The sequence below is a fragment of the Minwuia thermotolerans genome (genome assembly GCF_002924445.1).
Lineage (GTDB): Bacteria > Pseudomonadota > Alphaproteobacteria > Minwuiales > Minwuiaceae > Minwuia > Minwuia thermotolerans.
The window spans coordinates 14,260-30,050 of the sequence record NZ_PIGG01000010.1; the positions used below are offsets into that span (position 1 = coordinate 14,260).

At 67.2% G+C, this 15,791-nt stretch carries 13 protein-coding genes; 3 read left to right on the forward strand and 10 right to left on the reverse strand.

Translation table 11 applies throughout. The annotated features are described in order from the left end of the window. Positions 1-128 precede the first annotated feature (128 nt). The 3 genes from CWC60_RS01215 to CWC60_RS01225 all read right to left on the reverse strand — a co-directional run bounded on the left by CWC60_RS01215 (position 129) and on the right by CWC60_RS01225 (position 2,113). Entirely contained in the window at positions 129-512 is a 384-nt protein-coding gene (locus tag CWC60_RS01215) for an acyl-CoA thioesterase (RefSeq protein WP_109792233.1), read from the reverse strand. 124 nt (positions 513-636) lie between these two features. After that, the gene (locus CWC60_RS01220) at positions 637-1,149 is read right to left on the reverse strand and encodes a peroxiredoxin-like family protein (RefSeq protein ID WP_109792234.1); all 513 of its coding nucleotides are present in this window, start codon (positions 1,147-1,149) and stop codon (positions 637-639) included. Positions 1,150-1,207: 58 nt separating this feature from the next. Continuing rightward, positions 1,208-2,113: an RNA polymerase factor sigma-32 gene (locus tag CWC60_RS01225; RefSeq protein WP_109792235.1), complete on the reverse strand. Its 906-nt coding sequence runs from the start codon at positions 2,111-2,113 to the stop codon at positions 1,208-1,210. A 201-nt stretch (positions 2,114-2,314) separates the two neighbouring features. On the opposite strand from CWC60_RS01225, the gene CWC60_RS01230 reads away from it, so the two are divergent. The 3 genes from CWC60_RS01230 to pdeM are packed head-to-tail and all read left to right on the forward strand — an operon-like array spanning position 2,315 to position 6,101. Further along, a complete protein-coding gene (locus CWC60_RS01230) occupies positions 2,315-2,866 on the forward strand; it encodes a MarR family winged helix-turn-helix transcriptional regulator (RefSeq protein WP_164516306.1) in 552 nt (183 codons plus the stop codon). Positions 2,867-2,907: 41 nt separating this feature from the next. Further along, positions 2,908-5,340: a ligase-associated DNA damage response DEXH box helicase gene (locus CWC60_RS01235; RefSeq protein ID WP_206419705.1), complete on the forward strand. Its 2,433-nt coding sequence runs from the start codon at positions 2,908-2,910 to the stop codon at positions 5,338-5,340. Positions 5,341-5,357: 17 nt separating this feature from the next. Beyond that, positions 5,358-6,101, forward strand: coding sequence for a ligase-associated DNA damage response endonuclease PdeM (gene pdeM, locus CWC60_RS01240; protein WP_109792238.1), 744 nt, complete (start codon positions 5,358-5,360; stop codon positions 6,099-6,101). Here the strand turns inward: pdeM and pelG are convergent. The 7 genes from pelG to CWC60_RS01275 all read right to left on the reverse strand — a co-directional run bounded on the left by pelG (position 6,033) and on the right by CWC60_RS01275 (position 15,777). Then, a complete protein-coding gene (pelG, locus tag CWC60_RS01245; RefSeq protein WP_109792239.1) occupies positions 6,033-7,412 on the reverse strand; it encodes an exopolysaccharide Pel transporter PelG in 1,380 nt (459 codons plus the stop codon). The two genes, pdeM and pelG, sit on opposite strands and share 69 nt — an antisense overlap. Then, on the reverse strand, positions 7,412-8,977 hold the full coding sequence (pelF, locus tag CWC60_RS01250; protein ID WP_164516307.1) for a GT4 family glycosyltransferase PelF: 1,566 nt from the start codon (positions 8,975-8,977) through the stop codon (positions 7,412-7,414). Before pelF ends, pelG begins: the two co-directional genes overlap by 1 nt. After that, positions 8,970-10,115: a tetratricopeptide repeat protein gene (locus CWC60_RS01255; RefSeq protein ID WP_109792241.1), complete on the reverse strand. Its 1,146-nt coding sequence runs from the start codon at positions 10,113-10,115 to the stop codon at positions 8,970-8,972. The genes pelF and CWC60_RS01255 overlap by 8 nt, the downstream gene beginning before the upstream one ends. Next, a complete protein-coding gene (locus CWC60_RS01260; RefSeq protein WP_109792242.1) occupies positions 10,112-11,623 on the reverse strand; it encodes a GAF domain-containing protein in 1,512 nt (503 codons plus the stop codon). The genes CWC60_RS01255 and CWC60_RS01260 overlap by 4 nt, the downstream gene beginning before the upstream one ends. After that, the gene (locus CWC60_RS01265; protein ID WP_109792243.1) at positions 11,623-13,734 is read right to left on the reverse strand and encodes a tetratricopeptide repeat protein; all 2,112 of its coding nucleotides are present in this window, start codon (positions 13,732-13,734) and stop codon (positions 11,623-11,625) included. The genes CWC60_RS01260 and CWC60_RS01265 overlap by 1 nt, the downstream gene beginning before the upstream one ends. Before the next feature lie 199 nt (positions 13,735-13,933). Then, positions 13,934-14,860, reverse strand: a complete 927-nt coding sequence (locus CWC60_RS01270; protein WP_109792244.1) for a homoserine O-succinyltransferase — start codon at positions 14,858-14,860, stop codon at positions 13,934-13,936. Positions 14,861-14,868: 8 nt separating this feature from the next. Continuing rightward, positions 14,869-15,777 carry an ATPase gene (locus CWC60_RS01275; protein ID WP_109792245.1) on the reverse strand — a complete coding sequence of 303 codons (909 nt, stop codon included), beginning with the start codon at positions 15,775-15,777 and terminating at the stop codon, positions 14,869-14,871. Between the last annotated feature and the right edge of the window lie 14 nt (positions 15,778-15,791).

Sequence of the window (15,791 nt, forward strand, 5' to 3'; positions counted from 1 at the left end):
TTCCCGCGCGGACCGGTCGGGGCGTCCGTCGCGCCCCGTTCTTCTTGGCTTTTCCCGTCCAGTATGACAGTTGCCCCGGCGTCAGGCGACCGAAAAGCGCTCCACCCGCTGCAACACAGGGTTGCGCCTCAGATCCCGGTATTCGGCCCGAAAGTGGTGGGACGGCCATCATCGTCGATGGCCACGAAGACGAAGTCGCCTTCGGTGACCTTCACGGATTCGGCGCCGAACTTGCGCTGCACGATGGTGTCAATATGCACGGTCACCGACGTACGGCCGGCACGGCTCACCCGGGTGTAGAGGGAGACCACATCGCCGACCCGGATCGGGGCCTCGAAGGTCATGGCCTCGATGGCGCGCGTCACGCAGCGCTTCTGCATGAAACGCGATGCGGCAATACCACCGGCGATGTCCATCTGCGCCAGCACCCAGCCGCCGAAGATGTCGCCATTGGCATTGCAGTCGGACGGCATCGGCGCCGCCCGCAAGGTGGGTTCGTTTCTGTCGGCCATGATTCTTCCCGCTTTCCCTCGCCCCGTGCGGATAGAACTACCCGCGGGCCGCGCAAAGCGAAAGCCGGGAACAGGCGGCGCCGGGACGCCGCCTGGAGCCGCCGGGCAGGCAAACGCGCGGCATTCAGCCGGCCGTGCCGCGGATCGGATAGCCCTTCGCCTGAATGAAGGCGATGCCGTTCAGCAGGTTGTCGATATCCGGGCGGGCGAACGGTGCGTTCGAGATGTCGACCACCTGGACATTGCCGTCCGGATTGATGACGAAAAGCCCGGGTTCGGGGAAATCGTGATCGGTCTCATTGGGCCGCGGCGACGAGATGTAGAGGCCGAGTTGTTTCATCTGCGCCGCGTTCAGGCCATAGCCCACGGGGACGTCCAGGCCGACCTCCGCCGCGAAGTCCGTGGCCTGTTCCGCCGTATCGGCGGAAAGCGCCACCACCTCGATGCCGGCATCCCTGATCTTTTCCTTCAGGGCGTCCAGACCGCCCAGGTACTTCTTGCAGAGCGGGCAGTGCTTGCCGCGATAGACGATGGCCATCTGCCACCGTCCGTCGCCGCCGATCTTCACATTGCCGCCGCCGACCTTCGGCAGGTCGATTTCGGGAAACCTGGCGCCGGCCGCAATCTTCGCACTCATGACATTCTCCCCGTTGGTCGTCGCAGTCGGCACGAAACTGGTCCGTGCGGCAGCCGGATCAAGCGGCCAGTTCGCCGCCCGCCTTGCCGGCGCCGCCGCCGGCGGCCTCCCGTGCGCGGCGCAACACCCCGTCGCTCAGCTTCTGCAGCGCCTTGTGCTCGATCTGGCGCACCCGCTCCTTGGTCACGCCGAGTTGTTCGCCCAGTTCCTCCAGGGTCACTTTTTCCTCATTGAGCTTGCGCTCGGTAACGATCAGGCGCTCGCGGTCCGTCAGGTCGTCCAGCGCGGCCTTCAGCCAGCGGCCGCGCGTGCCGCCGTCCAGAAAGCGCATCGAGACCTCTTCGGGGCTCGGCCGGTCGTCGACCAGGAAATCGCCCCATTCGTCGGTGCTTTCCTCGCCGGCCGGCGCGTTCAGCGACTGGTCGCGCGACGACAGCCGGTCGGACATGGCCGTCACCTCGCGCACCGAGACCTTGAGGCGCTGGGAGATCGTCTCACGTGCTTCCTCGGAGAGCACCGTGGCGCCCGCGCCGTCGATCTGGGCGCGCAGCCGGCGCAGATTGAAGAACAACGCCTTCTGCGCCGCGCTGGTGCCGGAGCGGACAATGGACCAGTTGCGCAGCACGTATTCCTGCATCGAGGAGCGGATCCACCAGGTGGCGTAGGTGGAGAAGCGCACGCCCCGTTCCGGCTCGAACCGGGCGGCCGCCTGCATCAGGCCGACGCAGCCCTCCTGCACCATGTCGGCGCGGGGCAGACCGTAGGCTCGGAACTTCGACGCTATGGAGACGACAAGGCGCATATAGGCCTGCACCAGCTCGTGCAGCGCCCGCTCGTCGCCATTGTCGCGCCAGCGGAAGGCAAGATCCTGTTCATGTTCGTGTGACAGAAGAGGCGTCGACATCGCGGTCGAGATGAACCGCTGCTCCTGCCGTGCGGAATGGATCGAATCATCATGAATCATGGCGCTTTCCCGTTCCCTTTACCGCCCCGCCGACCCATGTCTGCGGACTTCGGGGCAGCGTCCAGACGCCGACGGCGCTGGACATTTGGTTTCGCCTCGATACGTTAACGGGTGATGACAGGCTCACAAGTGAAAAATTTCGAGTCGAAACCATACGAAAACTTGACCGACCCGATGCCGGCGGTTGGCGCCGGGCCGCGTGTGGCCGAACTCATCGATCGTCTCAGCCGTCTGACGCGGGAACTGCAGTATGTGGACGGCCTCAACCCCGCCCAGTGGGAAGCGCTGCGTTTCCTCAGCCGGGCGAACAGGTATTCGCGGACGCCGGGCGCCGTGGCCCAGTTCCTCGGCTGCACCAAGGGCACCATTTCCCAGACCATCACGGCGCTCGAGAACAAGGGCCTGCTGGAGCGCCGCCCCAGCAACCGCGACAAGCGCGTCTGCCTGATCGACCTGACGGAGAAGGGCAAGGCCCTGATCGCCCGCGATCCGGTGCGCCGGATCGAGCAGGCCGTCGGCGCCATGGACGGCCCCACCGGCGCCGCCATGGTCCAGGGACTCAGCCGTCTGCTGGCCGCCGTACAGGCCGACGCCGACGCGCCGCTGTTCGGCGTCTGCGTCGCATGCTGCCGCCATCTGAGCCCCAACGAAGGCTGCGGCAAGGGCGAGGTCGGCCGCTGCGGCGTCACCGGCGAAGCGCTGGACAGCGACGACGCCGCGCGCATCTGCGTCAACTACAAGAATCCTGAATAAAATAGGAACATCGAGGCGCGGAATTGGGTAGGGTGCGCCATGTGAGCGTATCGACCGGATTGAGCGACACCGACCTTCTGCCCCCGCGTTTCGGGGACTGGTTCGCCGCGCGCGGCTGGCGCCCCCGGCCGCATCAGTTGCGCCTGCTGGCGCTTTCGCGGGCGCGGGAGAACGCGCTGCTGATCGCGCCCACCGGCGGCGGCAAGACCCTGGCCGGCTTCCTGCCAAGCCTGGTCGATCTGGCGGAGCGGCCGAAGCAGGGCCTGCACACGCTCTACATCTCGCCGCTGAAGGCGCTGACCTACGACATCCAGCGCAATCTGGAGATGCCGGTGAACGAGATGGGCCTCGGCCTGACGCTGGAGACCCGGACCGGCGACACGCCGCAGTCCAAGCGCGCCCGCCAGCGGCGCAACCCGCCCAACCTGCTGCTGACGACGCCGGAACAGCTCGCGCTGATGCTGGCCTCCCGGGAGACGCTGGAGATCTTCCGCCATCTGCGTGCCGTCATCGTCGACGAACTGCACGCCTTCGCCGATTCCAAACGCGGCGACCTGCTGGCGCTGGGGCTGGCGCGGCTGGCCGCCCTGGCGCCGGACCATCGCCGCGTCGGGCTGTCGGCAACCATCGCCGACCCGGACCGCCTCGCCCGCTTCATCGGCCTCGAAGGCGCGGAGGCGACGGTGGTCAGGGGACCGCCCGGCCCGAAGCCGGACGTCGGCATCCTGCGCGCGGAGGGCCGCATTCCCTGGGCCGGCCACAGCGCCCGCCACGCCATCCCCGACATCTACCGCGCCATCCAGGCGGCGCGCACGGTGCTGATCTTCGTCAACACCCGCAGCCAGGCTGAGCTCGTCTTCCAGGAACTCTGGCGCGCCAACGAGGCGGCGCTGCCCATCGCGCTGCACCATGGCAGCCTGGACGTGGAGCGCCGGCGCAAGGTGGAGACCGCCATGGCGCGCGGCCAGCTCCGCGCCGTGGTCTGCACCTCGACGCTCGACCTCGGCATCGACTGGGGCGATGTCGATCTGGTCATCCAGATCGGCGCGCCCAAGGGCGCGGCGCGCACCCTGCAGCGGATCGGCCGCGCCAATCACCGCCTCGACGACCCCAGCCGGGCCCTGTTCGCGCCGGCCAACCGTTTCGAGGAGATGGAATGTCTCGCGGCGCTGGAGGCGCTGGCCAGCGGCGAGGTTGACGGGCCGGACGGCCGCGAGGGCGGGCTCGACGTGCTGGCCCAGCACGTGCTCGGTGTGGCCTGCGGGGCGCCTTTCCACCCCGACGAGCTCTACGCCGAGGTGATCCGCACCGAACCCTATGCCAGCCTCGACCGCGCCACCTTCGACCGCGTGGTCGATTTCGTCGCCACCGGCGGCTACGCGCTGAAGCGATACGAACGTTACAACCGCCTGCGCGAGACCGGCGACGGGCGGCTGCGCGTCGCCCACCCCCGCATCGCCCAGCAGTACAGGCTGAACGTCGGCACCATCGTCGAGGCGCCGATGCTGAAGGTGCGGCTGCGCGGCGGCCGGCAACTGGGCGAGATCGAGGAATATTTCATCGAACAGCTCGCCCAGGGCGACACCTTCATCTTCGCCGGCGAGGTGCTGCGCTTCGAGGCCGTGCGCGAAACCACGGCCATCGTCACCCGCGCGCCGGGCGCGGAGGCGAGCGTGCCAAGCTACATGGGCGGCAAGTTCCCGCTGTCGACCTTCCTGGCCGAGAAGGTGCGCCGCATCCTGGCCGATCCGGGCGCGCATCCCGGCCTTTCCGACCAGACGCTGCAGTGGCTCCGCATCCAGAACTGGCGTTCGGTCCTGCCCCGGCCCGACGAATTGCTGGTCGAGATCTTCCCGCGGGCGGACAAGTTCTACCTCGTCGCCTACCCGTTCGAGGGCCGGCTGGCGCATCAGACGCTGGGCATGCTGCTGACCCGGCGTATGGAGCGGATGCGGCTGAGGCCGATGGGCTTCGTCGCCTCCGACTACGCGCTGGCGGTGTGGTCGCTCCGGCCCGTGAAGGACGTGGACGCGCTGTTCGACCGCGACATGCTCGGCGACGACCTGGAAAGCTGGCTGAATGAATCGGTGCTGCTGAAGCGGACCTTCCGCAACGTCGCGACCATCGCAGGTCTGATCGAGCGGCGCTTCCCCGGCAAGGAGAAGTCGGGGCGGCAGATGACAGTCTCCTCCGACCTGATCTATGACGTCCTGCGCGAGCACGAGCCCGACCACGTGCTGCTCCGCGCCACCTGGGCCGACGCGGCGACGGGCCTGCTGGACATCCGGCGTCTGGGCGACATGCTGGTCCGCGTCGCCGGTCATATCCGGGTGAAACGCCTGGAGCGGATCTCGCCGCTCGCCGTCCCGGTGATGCTGGAAATCGGCAAGGAACCGGTCTATGGCGAGGCGATGGAAGACCTCGTGCGCGAGGCCGCCGACGACCTGATGGCCGAGGCGAGCCTGCTGATCTGATGGGGGTAGCGTAGACTATGCTGGTGAACGGCGCACATCTGCAGGCGGACCCTTCCGGGGCGCTCTACTGGCCGGCGGAACGGCTGCTGGCTATCTCGGACCTGCACTTCGAGAAGGGCTCGGCCATGGCGGCCCGCGGCCACGGCCTGCTGCCGCCCTACGACACCGCCGAGACGGTCCGGCGGATCGAGTTGCTGGTGCAGCGCTACGCGCCGGCGACGCTGATCTGCCTGGGCGATTCCTTCCACGATCAGGGGGCCTGGTCCAGGCTCTCCCCCGCCGAGCGGGAACGCATCGCGAAGCTGAGCCGGGCGCAGGCGACGATCTGGATCGCCGGCAATCACGACCCCGAGCCGCCGGCGGAACTGGCGGGGACGGTCTGCGAGGAGATCGCCATCGGGCCGCTGGTATTCCGTCACGAACCGCGTCCGGGGCCCGCGCCGGGCGAGGTCGCCGGTCACCTGCACCCGAAGGCGCGCATCCGCCGCCGCGGCCGGAGCGTGACCGCGCGCTGCTTCGCGACCGACATGAGCCGGGTGGTCATGCCGGCCTTCGGCGCCTACACCGGCGGCCTGGACGTCACCGACCCGGCCTACCGGCCGCTGTTCCGGCGCGCCTTCCATGCCTGGATGCTGCTGCCCGAAAAGGTCTACGCCGTGCCGTCCGCCCGGCTGGCGCGGCGCGGCCCGGACCTACCGGACCGAGGTGTTGTTCTGCACGAAGGTGAGAAAGGGCAACCGCCCGACATACCAGGCGCATAGGCCGTAGCCGAGGACGAAGGTCACCAGCGAGGCCATGAAATAGCCGTACCCATACCAGGCGAAGCCCATCTCCATGGTGGCCCAGGTAAACAGGCCGTTGGTCAGCAGGAAGACCACCTGCACCAGCAGCATCACCCGCCTCAGGTCGAAATAGGCCAGGACGATCCCGACGAACATCAGCAGGACGTGAAACAGCGATCCCAGCACGCCGAAACGGAAGATGCCGAGCTGCAGGGGCGGTATCGACAGCACGTCGAACAGGCGGCCGGCCACCAGGATCACGGTGACGCAGATGCAGAACTGCAGGATCACCACATTGCGCGAAGCCATCAGCAGCGCTTGGATGATGTTGCGGTGGTTGCTGTCGATGCGGTGGTAGTTCGCGTGGTGCTCGATGTCCCGGTAGAAGCGCTGGTAGTGCTCGAAGAAGCGGGTTTCGATGTTGACGATGAAGATCGCCATGGCCGGCACGATGGTGAGATAGGCCAGGAACATGGCGCCGTCATATGCCGGATAGGTGACGAAGCCGGCTGCAGTGATCTCGCGTTCCGGCGCGCACCACATCACCCATTTGTCGACCCAGATCGCGAGATTGTAGATCAGTCCCGCCAGCGCCAGATCCCAGTACTTGCGGAAGTAGCGCATGAACCGCCAGGGCCGCATGATGCGGTAGGGATATTCGGCGAAGACCCGCGCGATCAGCCCGAAGAAGATGATGCCGAGGCCGATGTTGAAGCCGATGGTGATGCCCAGCGCGCCGATCACCCCGGCGAGCCAGAGGCTGGCGCCGCCTGCGGTGATCATGCCTACAAGAAACGCCAGCGTCACCGAACGGTAGTCCTTCAGCGCGGTCAGGAAGACGTTCACCAGCCAGATCGCGGCGACGAGGAAATAGTTGACGATGCCGGCGGCCGCGAGGTCGGGCGGCAGGTCGACCACGAACAGGTAGAACGGGACGACGATCATCGCCTGACTGCCCAGCAGCAGCACCATCGCCGCCAGCAGCATGCCCGGCGCCTCCTCCACCTCCTTGCGGAAGATCATGTCGGCCAGATAGCGCGTCGCCACCAGCAGCACGGGTCCGGAAAAGGCGAGGCTGAAGGCGAAGTTGTAGATCAGGATGACCCGGAAGGTGATCAACTCCGCGACTGTCGTCAGGTAGATGCCGAACAGGTTGATCGACCCCACCGCCAGAATGGTGAACAGCCACGGACCCGACGAAACGACGGCGGAATGGGTGTAGCCCTGGACAATGCCCAGCAGGTCGTCGCGGCTGGTCAGCCGCCGGAGCGCGAAGCCGATGCCCGCCATCAGGCCGCCTCCATCTCGCTCCCGCCGCCGCTTTCTCCCCCGGCAGGCGCAGGGAGCCTGTCCGCTTCCGGCCGATCGGGCAGCGCCATGTGCGTTTCGTAGAGGTCGCGGTAGATGCGGTCGATCTCGACCTTGTTGTAGTACAGCCGCACCCGTTCCCGGATCGCCTCGCGGGCCCGCGCCATCGTCTCCGGGTCCTTGAGCAGGGCGGCGAGTTGCCGGCCCGTTTCGGTCGGATTGGCCAGCGGCGTGATGGCCCCCCCGCGGCCGAGCGGCGGATCCTCAGTCGGCATGCCGAGCAGCATGTCGCGGCAGGAGCCCACATCGGTGGCGACCGTCGGGATGCCGGCGGCCCCGCCCTCCAGGATGACCAGGGGCTGCGCCTCCGAGATCGAGGTCAGCACCATGACGTCGACCCGGCCCAGCCATTCGTCCAGCTTGACCCGGCCCGTGAACTCGAAATTGTCCTGCAGTTCCAGATGTTCGACCATCTGGACGCATTCGCGGTAGTAGTCCTCGTCCTCCTCCGTCGGGCCCATCATCCAGGCCAGCACGTCGGGCACCTCCTGCTTCAGCACAGCGACCGAGCGGATGAAGGTCTTGATGTCCTTGATCGGCACCACGCGGCCGATCAGCGCCACCGTCGGCCGGTCGTGCGGCTCCCGCGGAATCTTCGAGAACCGCTCATAGTCGACGCCGTTGGGAATGATGCGCAGCTTGCCCGGATCGGCGCCGTCGCGGCGCTGCAGGTCCTGGTTGCCCGTGTAGAGCGTGATGATCTCGTCACAGGCCTGATAGCAGCAGCGGCTGTAGGCGACGAAGGTGTCGATCCACAGATCCTTGAGATCCCGCTTCGGCTTGTCGAGACCCAGGCTGCCCGAGGGGCCCTCGTAGAGCCAGTCCGCCATCGCGATCTCGATGCGGCGTTCATTGGTGTAGATGCCGTGCTCGGTCAGCAGCACCGGCCGGCCGGTCTCCAGCTTGGCGCGGGCAGCGAACAGGCCGGCATAGCCGGTCGATATGGTGTGGAAGACCTTCGCCTGTGGCATGGGCGAAAGCATGACGCTGAACAGGCCGCCGAGCAGAGACCTCCAGGTCCAGAAATAGTCCAGGAACGAGCCCTCCGGCATGTCCTTGCCATACATCCGCAGCAGCATCTCCCACGCCGGCCGGGAGTTCATGAGCAGCCGCCGGCCGTAGCGCCCTTCCCCCTTCGCCAGTTCGTCCATCAGCCGCTTCAGATCGAAGATGTCGCCCTCGGACTGGATCGCCCGCAGCGCCTCCTCCATCCCGGCCAGGCGCTTGCGAAGATCGATCATCCAGCGCGCGCCGGGCGGAAGCTGCTGCAGGAAGACGTGATTGAGACCGCGCACGTTGTCGGGCATCTCGTAGCGCCGCTCCGGCGGCTCGGTGCCGGGCAGCAGGCTGACGATGTGGAAGGTCAGTTCGCTCTGCGCATTGATCAGATCATGGACCCACGTCGAGACGCCGCCGGCGACGTAGGGATAGGTTCCTTCCAGCACCAGGCAGACGTCGACCGGCTCCAGGTTGCCGACCCTACGCATGCGCGGCTCCCGCGTCATTCTCCGCACCATGCCCCTGCCAGACGCGGATCACGTCGCGCATGCGGTCGCTGGCGCCGGGCCCGGCCAGGATGTCGTCGCCGAAGGCGGCGACGGCGTAGCGCAGCTTGTCGAAATCGCCCAGACGGTAGGCCGCCTCCATGTACCAGGACAGCTCGCTCGGCCCCAGCACGCCACGCCGGAATCCTTCCTCGAACCAGCTCTCCGCTTCCTCCAGCCGGTCGCCCCGGACCAGCAGACGTCCGACGCCCAGCGTCGCGTCATGGCGGGCTGGATCGAGTTCCAGCGCCTTGCGGTAGTAGGTCTGGGCCTTGTCCCTGTTCTCCCGCTGCCGGTCCTCGTCCAGAATGCCGCTGTAGGCGTAGTCGTCGAAGTGCCGCGCGGCGCGAACCTGCGCCTCTGCATCGCCGGGGTGACGCCGCGCGCGGGTTTCCAGCTCGATGGCGCGCTCCAGGAAATCGCCTTCGATATTGGCCGCCGCGGTCGCCGCCTGCACACGGACCGCCGGATTCGGATCGGACAGCGCCGACAGCAGCGCCGGGGCGAACTCCGGCCGGAAGTCGCGCGAAAGCAGAGAGATCACCGCCCGCTTCTGCTCGATCGAGCCATATTGCAGTACGTCGGTGAACGACGTGACGTTCTCCTGGCCGGCGGCGTCGGCGAGCCCTCGCGTCAGCATCTCGAACAGCCGCCGGGAAGGCATGTCCACCTCCTCCGGAAACAGGGACGCGTACCATTCCTCGAAAGGCGTCGCCCGCCGCCGGAACAGGGCGTGCAGGCCGAGCGCCAGCAGCGTGCCGAGCGGCCCGAATGGGCCGAGAAAGAAGGTCGACAGCGCCAGCAGCGTCAGCAGCCGGGAGGGCGAACCGGTGGGCCGGAAGCGCCACGCGGCGGCGGCGACAACGGCGACCGTCGCCAGGTGAATCGCGCCAGGAGTCCAGCGCGGCCGGTACTCGATCCACAGGAACCAGGACATGGCCGCCTCGCCGGCCATCGCGACAAGGCAGAAGGCCAGGATCATCAGCGTCGGGATCGGTCCCTGGCGCTCGGTCTGGCGATGGCGGCGCGCGTCGCTTTCGATGCGCTCCAGTTCCGCCTGGACTTCCCTCGGCGCGGTCATGCGCCCTCGGCCCGGCGGTTCTCGTCCGCAGCCTCGCGCGGCACGCGGTACAGGGGCATGACCTTTGCGGCCACCCGCACATCGTCCAATCCCGCGACCCGGAGATAGTGCTGGACGGCGCGAACGATCCCGGCGGACGCCTCATCGCCCATGGTCTCGGGATCGACGCCGGGCAGGATCAGTGCGAATTCACGGCCGTTCTGGCGATACTCGTAGGCCTGGACGACAGGCGACATGTGATGTTCGACCACGTCGTGGACGGCCTTCACCAGCCCGGCGCGGCGTTCGGGATGCAGGACGTCCAGCCCCTCGGCCTTGAGCGTCACTGCGGTCATGTCGATGCCGAAGCGCTCGCCGAACTGCCGCATCAGCTTGCTGTGACTCTTGAAGACCACATCGGTGAACATGTTGCGTTCCTCGTTGAACAACATGTTGGACTGGGCCTTGCGGAATCGCCGGGCGTTGGCGAAGGCCGTGCCCACCCAGTCGCTGAGGATGCGGAAATTCTCCAGCGACGAGATGTGCAGGTCCAGAAAGCCCAGCTTCTCGATCTTCAGCATCCCGACCACCTCGCCGGTATCGACCGATGTCAGCGGCCCGGCCATGATCCCCTCGCCCGCCAGCAGCTTCTCCTCATCGGTATTGACCGCGCTGAGGCAGCGCCGCCGCCCCACGACCTGCTGGAACACCGGCGAGCCGGAATCGAAGACGCGGGCATAGGCGTCGTCATCCTCCCAGCCGTCGTTGATCACGGCTTCCAGTACATTGCCGTTGAGCAGGTAGAGCGAGAACTTGGTCGGCTGCATGACCGCGCGCACCAGGTCGGCAATGCCGATCAGCACCTCGCCGGGGCCCAGCTTCTCGATCGCCTTGGCGGCCTGGTAGAGGGTGAACACCGTGCGGAGCTGGCCGGCCACGCGAATCTCGAGCTGCTCCTTGGTATCGAGCAGCTGGTTGTAGGCGGACGAGAGAACCTCCTCGCGATGGCTGGTCTGAGCCAGGTCGTGAGCCAGTTCCTGATTGCGCTGGCGCAGCCGCTCCCGGAGCAGGCCGATGAACAGGGCCGCAAGCACCCAAAGGATCGGCTGGGCGGCGTAGGTCCACGCGACGAAATAGTCCTCGTCGCTGAAGGTCGCGAAGCCGCCGCCGACGGACTGTTCCATGGCGGCCGCCGGCCCCTGTTCCAGAGCAATCCGGTAGAACTCCGGATCGACGCCGCTGAGCAGGGAGACCGCCGTGCACACCACGGCCGCGATCAGCCCCTCGAACACGCCGTACTGCACGGCCAGCAGGATGATCGGTATCCAGTAGGGGTTGGGATTGACCTCGGCGAAGCCGTCCACCGGCAGGAACAGGAAATCCAGCCCCACGAGCAGCGCCACCAGCAGCACGAGCTCCACATAGGCGATGCTGCGCCGGCCGCCGCGATAGGCGGTGGCCACTTCCGCCGGCGCAATGTCGCGGTCGGTGTGCTCCAGCACCTGCCGGGCGGGACCCTCCGGCGCCATCAGAAACGCACCAGCAAGTGACCGCCCACGGTGGTGAAGACGGCGTCGTCGCCCCGGCCTGACACCCGGGAATGGCCGGCGCGGAGACCGAGTTGCATGTCCTCGTCCGCGTCCCAGACCAGCTCGCCGCCGAGGCTCGGCCCAAAGCCGCCGAACCGGTCGACGGTCAGGCTGAGAAAGGCGTTGTAGCGCCAGTCCCCGCCGAGGGCCTGCCCGAGCGAAAGATCGAGCGAATGGAACTCGGTGTCGTTGAGCGGCAGCGGCTCGAAGACGTTGCCGTTCTGGTCGCGCCTGCGGGCCTGGGCGGCGACATACTGCCCGTCGAAGGAGTAGCCGACGGTGAGGTCGGCCGCTTCCCAGGGCACCAGATAGCGGATCGCGAACGCCGCATCCCAGGTCGTCGCCGCCGTGTCGATGCCGGCGATGCCAAAGCGGTTGAGTCCGATCTCGCCCTGGGCGCTCCAGCGGCGGTCGAGCTGGCGCTCGTAGCGCACGGCCAGGCGGTCCTGCACCGCGTCGTCGACAATGCCTTCCACCAGTTCCCAGTAGGCCCGGTGCCAGGTGCCCGACACCGTCGTCAGCGAAGCAGGCGTACGATGGCTGTAGCGCAGCGAACCGCCGGGCGTCCCGGCGCCGAACAACAACGCCCCCTCGACGCGGTGGCCGGGCGCAGGGCTGCCGCCCGCATAGACCTCGCCGCGCTGGAAATGCGCCGAGACGGAATCCAGGACGCCGTTTGCGCGCAGCACCTCGTCGTCGTCCAGGAAGCGGTTCTCCAGGCTGAAGCCGGCGTCGATCTCTTCGGCCGGCAGTACCCGGCCGCTCAGCACCGCGATGACCTGCGTATCGCCGTCCCGGACCTGCTGATAGTCGGTGTCGAGGCGAACATAGGGGCCGAACTCCCGTTCCAGCGCCCGACGCGCCGCGGCGATATCGCGCCGTTCGGGGTCAAGACCCACGGCGCGGTCGTAGAGATTGCCGGCCCGCCGCCAGGCGCCGACGCTCTGTTCCAGATTGGCGAGCTCGACCAGCACGTCGGGATTTTCGGGGTTCTCGGTCTGGAGTTCCTGCAGGGCCTCCCGGGCCTCACCGGTCTCGCCGGTGCGCGCCTTCAGCCGCGCCCGCAGCACATCCAGCCGCACATCGGCGGCGTCCCGCTCCTCCGCGGAGGCGTCGGCCGCTGCCAGGGTCACACGGGTTCGCCCTCCTTTGGTAAGTGCATCGAAGTCGACGGGACGCGCGGCAACGAAGAGCAGGCTGTCATAACCCGCGCTGGCGCTTTCCAGCCAGGCCGGCAGTCTCTCGGCCAGCCCCTCCACCATGTCGGGCGCCACCGGCCGGTCCAGCCTGAGCAGCAGCTCGCGCCCGGCCGCGCGGGCGTCCACACGAACCGGCCCGGCCCAGTCGATGACGATCTCCGCGCCCTCTTCGCCTCCCGTCGCGGTCACCTGCGGCGGGGCCGAGAGCTGTGCGACCCGGCTTTCCCGCTCGCTCCAGCTGCGGTTCACGGTTTCGGCGAACGGGTCGGAAGTGCGCCGCAGCCGGGACGCCGACGGCGACGCCGAAGGCTCCGCCGCCTGCGCTTCTTCCGGCCTCGCCGGCGGCGGCGGCGGCGGCGCAGGGCGTGCGGTCTTTCCGGCGACGGGACCGGGCGCAGCCGGAGCCCGGCCCCGAGGGCCAGGCGGCGTCAGGACAGGCGCAGCGCGCGCGGCCGGCGCGGCCGGTTCGGCGGCAGGTGCGGTCCCGGGCGCGATGGTCATCTCCACCGTCAGCTGGCGCAGGGATCTGTAGACGTCGAAATAGACATTCTCGGCGGCGGTCAGGGTTATCCGGTCGGCGCGCTTGTCGACGCCCGTGATCCAGTGTCCCAGACGCATGCGAAGCGCGCCCAGGTCGGGCGCGTTGAATGGCCGGTCGAAGACAAGGACGAGGCGCCGGGCCGAGGTGTCCGCCGAAACCTCGAACGGCACCGGCCAGTCGAGTTCGATCCGGGCCATGGCGCCGAGGTCGGCGGAAAGAACGCGGACGACAGGGGCCTGCAGCGGCGCCGACTGGGACAGCACGGGGAGCGGTGAGAGGAACAGCAGGACGCCGGCCAGCAGCCGCCGCAATTGACAGGACCACTCCCCATTCATCACATGTCGATCAGACGAAGACACTGATGGACCGCAAAACCGTTGCCCCCACGCCCGGACCGCAGCCGGACAGACCGGCCAACGGCCCATGAACTCGTACCAGCTATGCAATATGCTGGCCACGTTTGTAAGGCGTCAAGATAAACGAAAAGTCAAACGAAGGGGTGCAACCCACTCATTTTTCGGAATTTTTGTTCCGAGCGATGATCGCCAGCCAGTTCTGGTACATCCGCCTTCCGGCCTCTACCCAATCGGCGACGGGCGCTTGCGCCGGATCATCGTTCGGGAAATAGCCCACAGGCGGATCGATCGGCTGCCCCGCCTCCACATCGCGCTGATATTCGCGCGCCAGCGTGTCGGCATCGTATTCGAAGTGATTGAACATGTAGTGATGGCGCAGCCGCCGGTCCTCCAGCAGTCCGAGACCGGAGCCCTCGGAATCCGCGATGACGACAAGGTCGGGGGACTCTGGCAGATCCTCGCGATGGATCTCCGAATGCCGGGAGACAGGGATGCGGAAGCCTTCCCCGAAGCCGGCCAGTAGTTCGCTGTCGCTCTCGATACGGTGCTCGTAGACACCGAACTTCTTCCGCTCGAGAACATATTTCGGAACCTGATGGAAATGCCGGAGCGCCGCCTGCGCGGCCCAGCAGATGTTGAAGACGCCGGTCGAACGCGCCTCGGCCCAGGCGAAGACTTCCAGCAGTTCCTCCCAGTAGGGCACCGCCTCGAAGGGTTCCTTCTCCACCGGCGCGCCGGTGATGATGAGGCCGTCGATCTCCAGGTCCCGGACTTCCGAGAAACTTCGGTAGAAGGTCCGCAGATGCTCGACGGGCGTGTTGGCGGAGCTGTAGGCGGGGTCGCGCACCCGCGCCATGTAGCTGTCGGTGGCGAACAGTACGATCTCGACGCGGCGCGGCCCGCCCGCCAGCATGCGGATGAGTTGAAGCTCCGTGGCCAGCTTGTCGGGCATCAGGTTCAGGATCGCGACGACGATATCGGGATCGCGCGCACGGCCGGACGGCTCGAAGGTCTCGATGTCGAGGCCTTCCCGCGACAGGGCCTCGGCGGCCGGCAGGCCTTTCGGCAACAGTGCGCTCATCGTCAGCCTCAGGCCGCTTCGCGATTGCGGCGGTCGATGGCGCGGGCGACGAGATCCACGAAACCGGCCTCGTCCTGCACCTCGGCGACCTCGCCGGCCTCGACGACGTAGCCGTGGCGATCCACGATCGCCTGGTAGCGCGGAATGCGGTGCCGCCAGAGGCGCGGAAACACCCATTTCACGAAATCGTCGGGATCGATGTCGTCCACCTGGTCCACGTCGGCCGCCGGCAGCCCCGCATCCCGGCGGTACTCCGGAATGGCGTGGCGCAGGAAATCATCCCTGTAGAACAATGGTTTGGGATTCCGCATCGCTGCCGTTTCGACCCGCTTGTAGTCCGCTTCGCCTGCGCGGATATAGAGCAGCAACGTGCCCGCGGACAGGGCGGCCAGGACAGGGTCGTCATCCGCGCCAAAGGGATTGACGATCTCGCAGATACTGCCCGAGGCGTCGTTGATGAAGTTCGGGTAGCCGTAGATGTCCATCGCCTTGTTCTTGAACCGCTCCACGTCGAACATCGAGTTGATCTCGCCCTGTTCGTGGAGGTCCTGGCGGCGGCGGAACTCCGCATAGCTCAATCCGCCCTCCTCGCCGGCGGGAGAGGCCGGGTTGCCGATCTTGCCGAGAAAGGTCGAAATCGGGTCGAGGTTGTTCACGGTGATGTTGGAGCAGATGTAGATCGAGTCGCTCAGCAGCAGGTTGCGCAGGAACGGCACCTGCATCGCCTTGCGCTTGATGTTGTCGAGAATGTCTTCTTCCAGATACTTCGTGCCGATGCGGTAGTCGGCCGAGTAGTGGAACCATTCCAGCTTGGGCAGCTTGTTGGCCAGCATGGTCTTGCCAACGCCCGACATGCCGAGCAGCGTGATGGACTTGTGCGGATCCTGGCGGAACGCCTCGCCGGATTCGTAGAACATTCGGACCCCCGGTT

What these genes read in the sequence shown, in the direction of transcription:
- CWC60_RS01215 (WP_109792233.1), bottom strand. Translation starts at nt 512, where the DNA reads ATGGCCGACAGAAACGAACCCACCTTGCGGGCGGCGCCGATGCCGTCC.
- CWC60_RS01220 (WP_109792234.1), bottom strand. Translation starts at nt 1,149, where the DNA reads ATGAGTGCGAAGATTGCGGCCGGCGCCAGGTTTCCCGAAATCGACCTG.
- CWC60_RS01225 (WP_109792235.1), bottom strand. Translation starts at nt 2,113, where the DNA reads ATGATTCATGATGATTCGATCCATTCCGCACGGCAGGAGCAGCGGTTC.
- pdeM (WP_109792238.1), top strand. Translation starts at nt 5,358, where the DNA reads ATGCTGGTGAACGGCGCACATCTGCAGGCGGACCCTTCCGGGGCGCTC.
- pelG (WP_109792239.1), bottom strand. Translation starts at nt 7,412, where the DNA reads ATGGCGGGCATCGGCTTCGCGCTCCGGCGGCTGACCAGCCGCGACGAC.
- pelF (WP_164516307.1), bottom strand. Translation starts at nt 8,977, where the DNA reads ATGCGTAGGGTCGGCAACCTGGAGCCGGTCGACGTCTGCCTGGTGCTG.
- CWC60_RS01255 (WP_109792241.1), bottom strand. Translation starts at nt 10,115, where the DNA reads ATGACCGCGCCGAGGGAAGTCCAGGCGGAACTGGAGCGCATCGAAAGC.
- CWC60_RS01260 (WP_109792242.1), bottom strand. Translation starts at nt 11,623, where the DNA reads ATGGCGCCGGAGGGTCCCGCCCGGCAGGTGCTGGAGCACACCGACCGC.
- CWC60_RS01270 (WP_109792244.1), bottom strand. Translation starts at nt 14,860, where the DNA reads ATGAGCGCACTGTTGCCGAAAGGCCTGCCGGCCGCCGAGGCCCTGTCG.
- CWC60_RS01275 (WP_109792245.1), bottom strand. Translation starts at nt 15,777, where the DNA reads ATGTTCTACGAATCCGGCGAGGCGTTCCGCCAGGATCCGCACAAGTCC.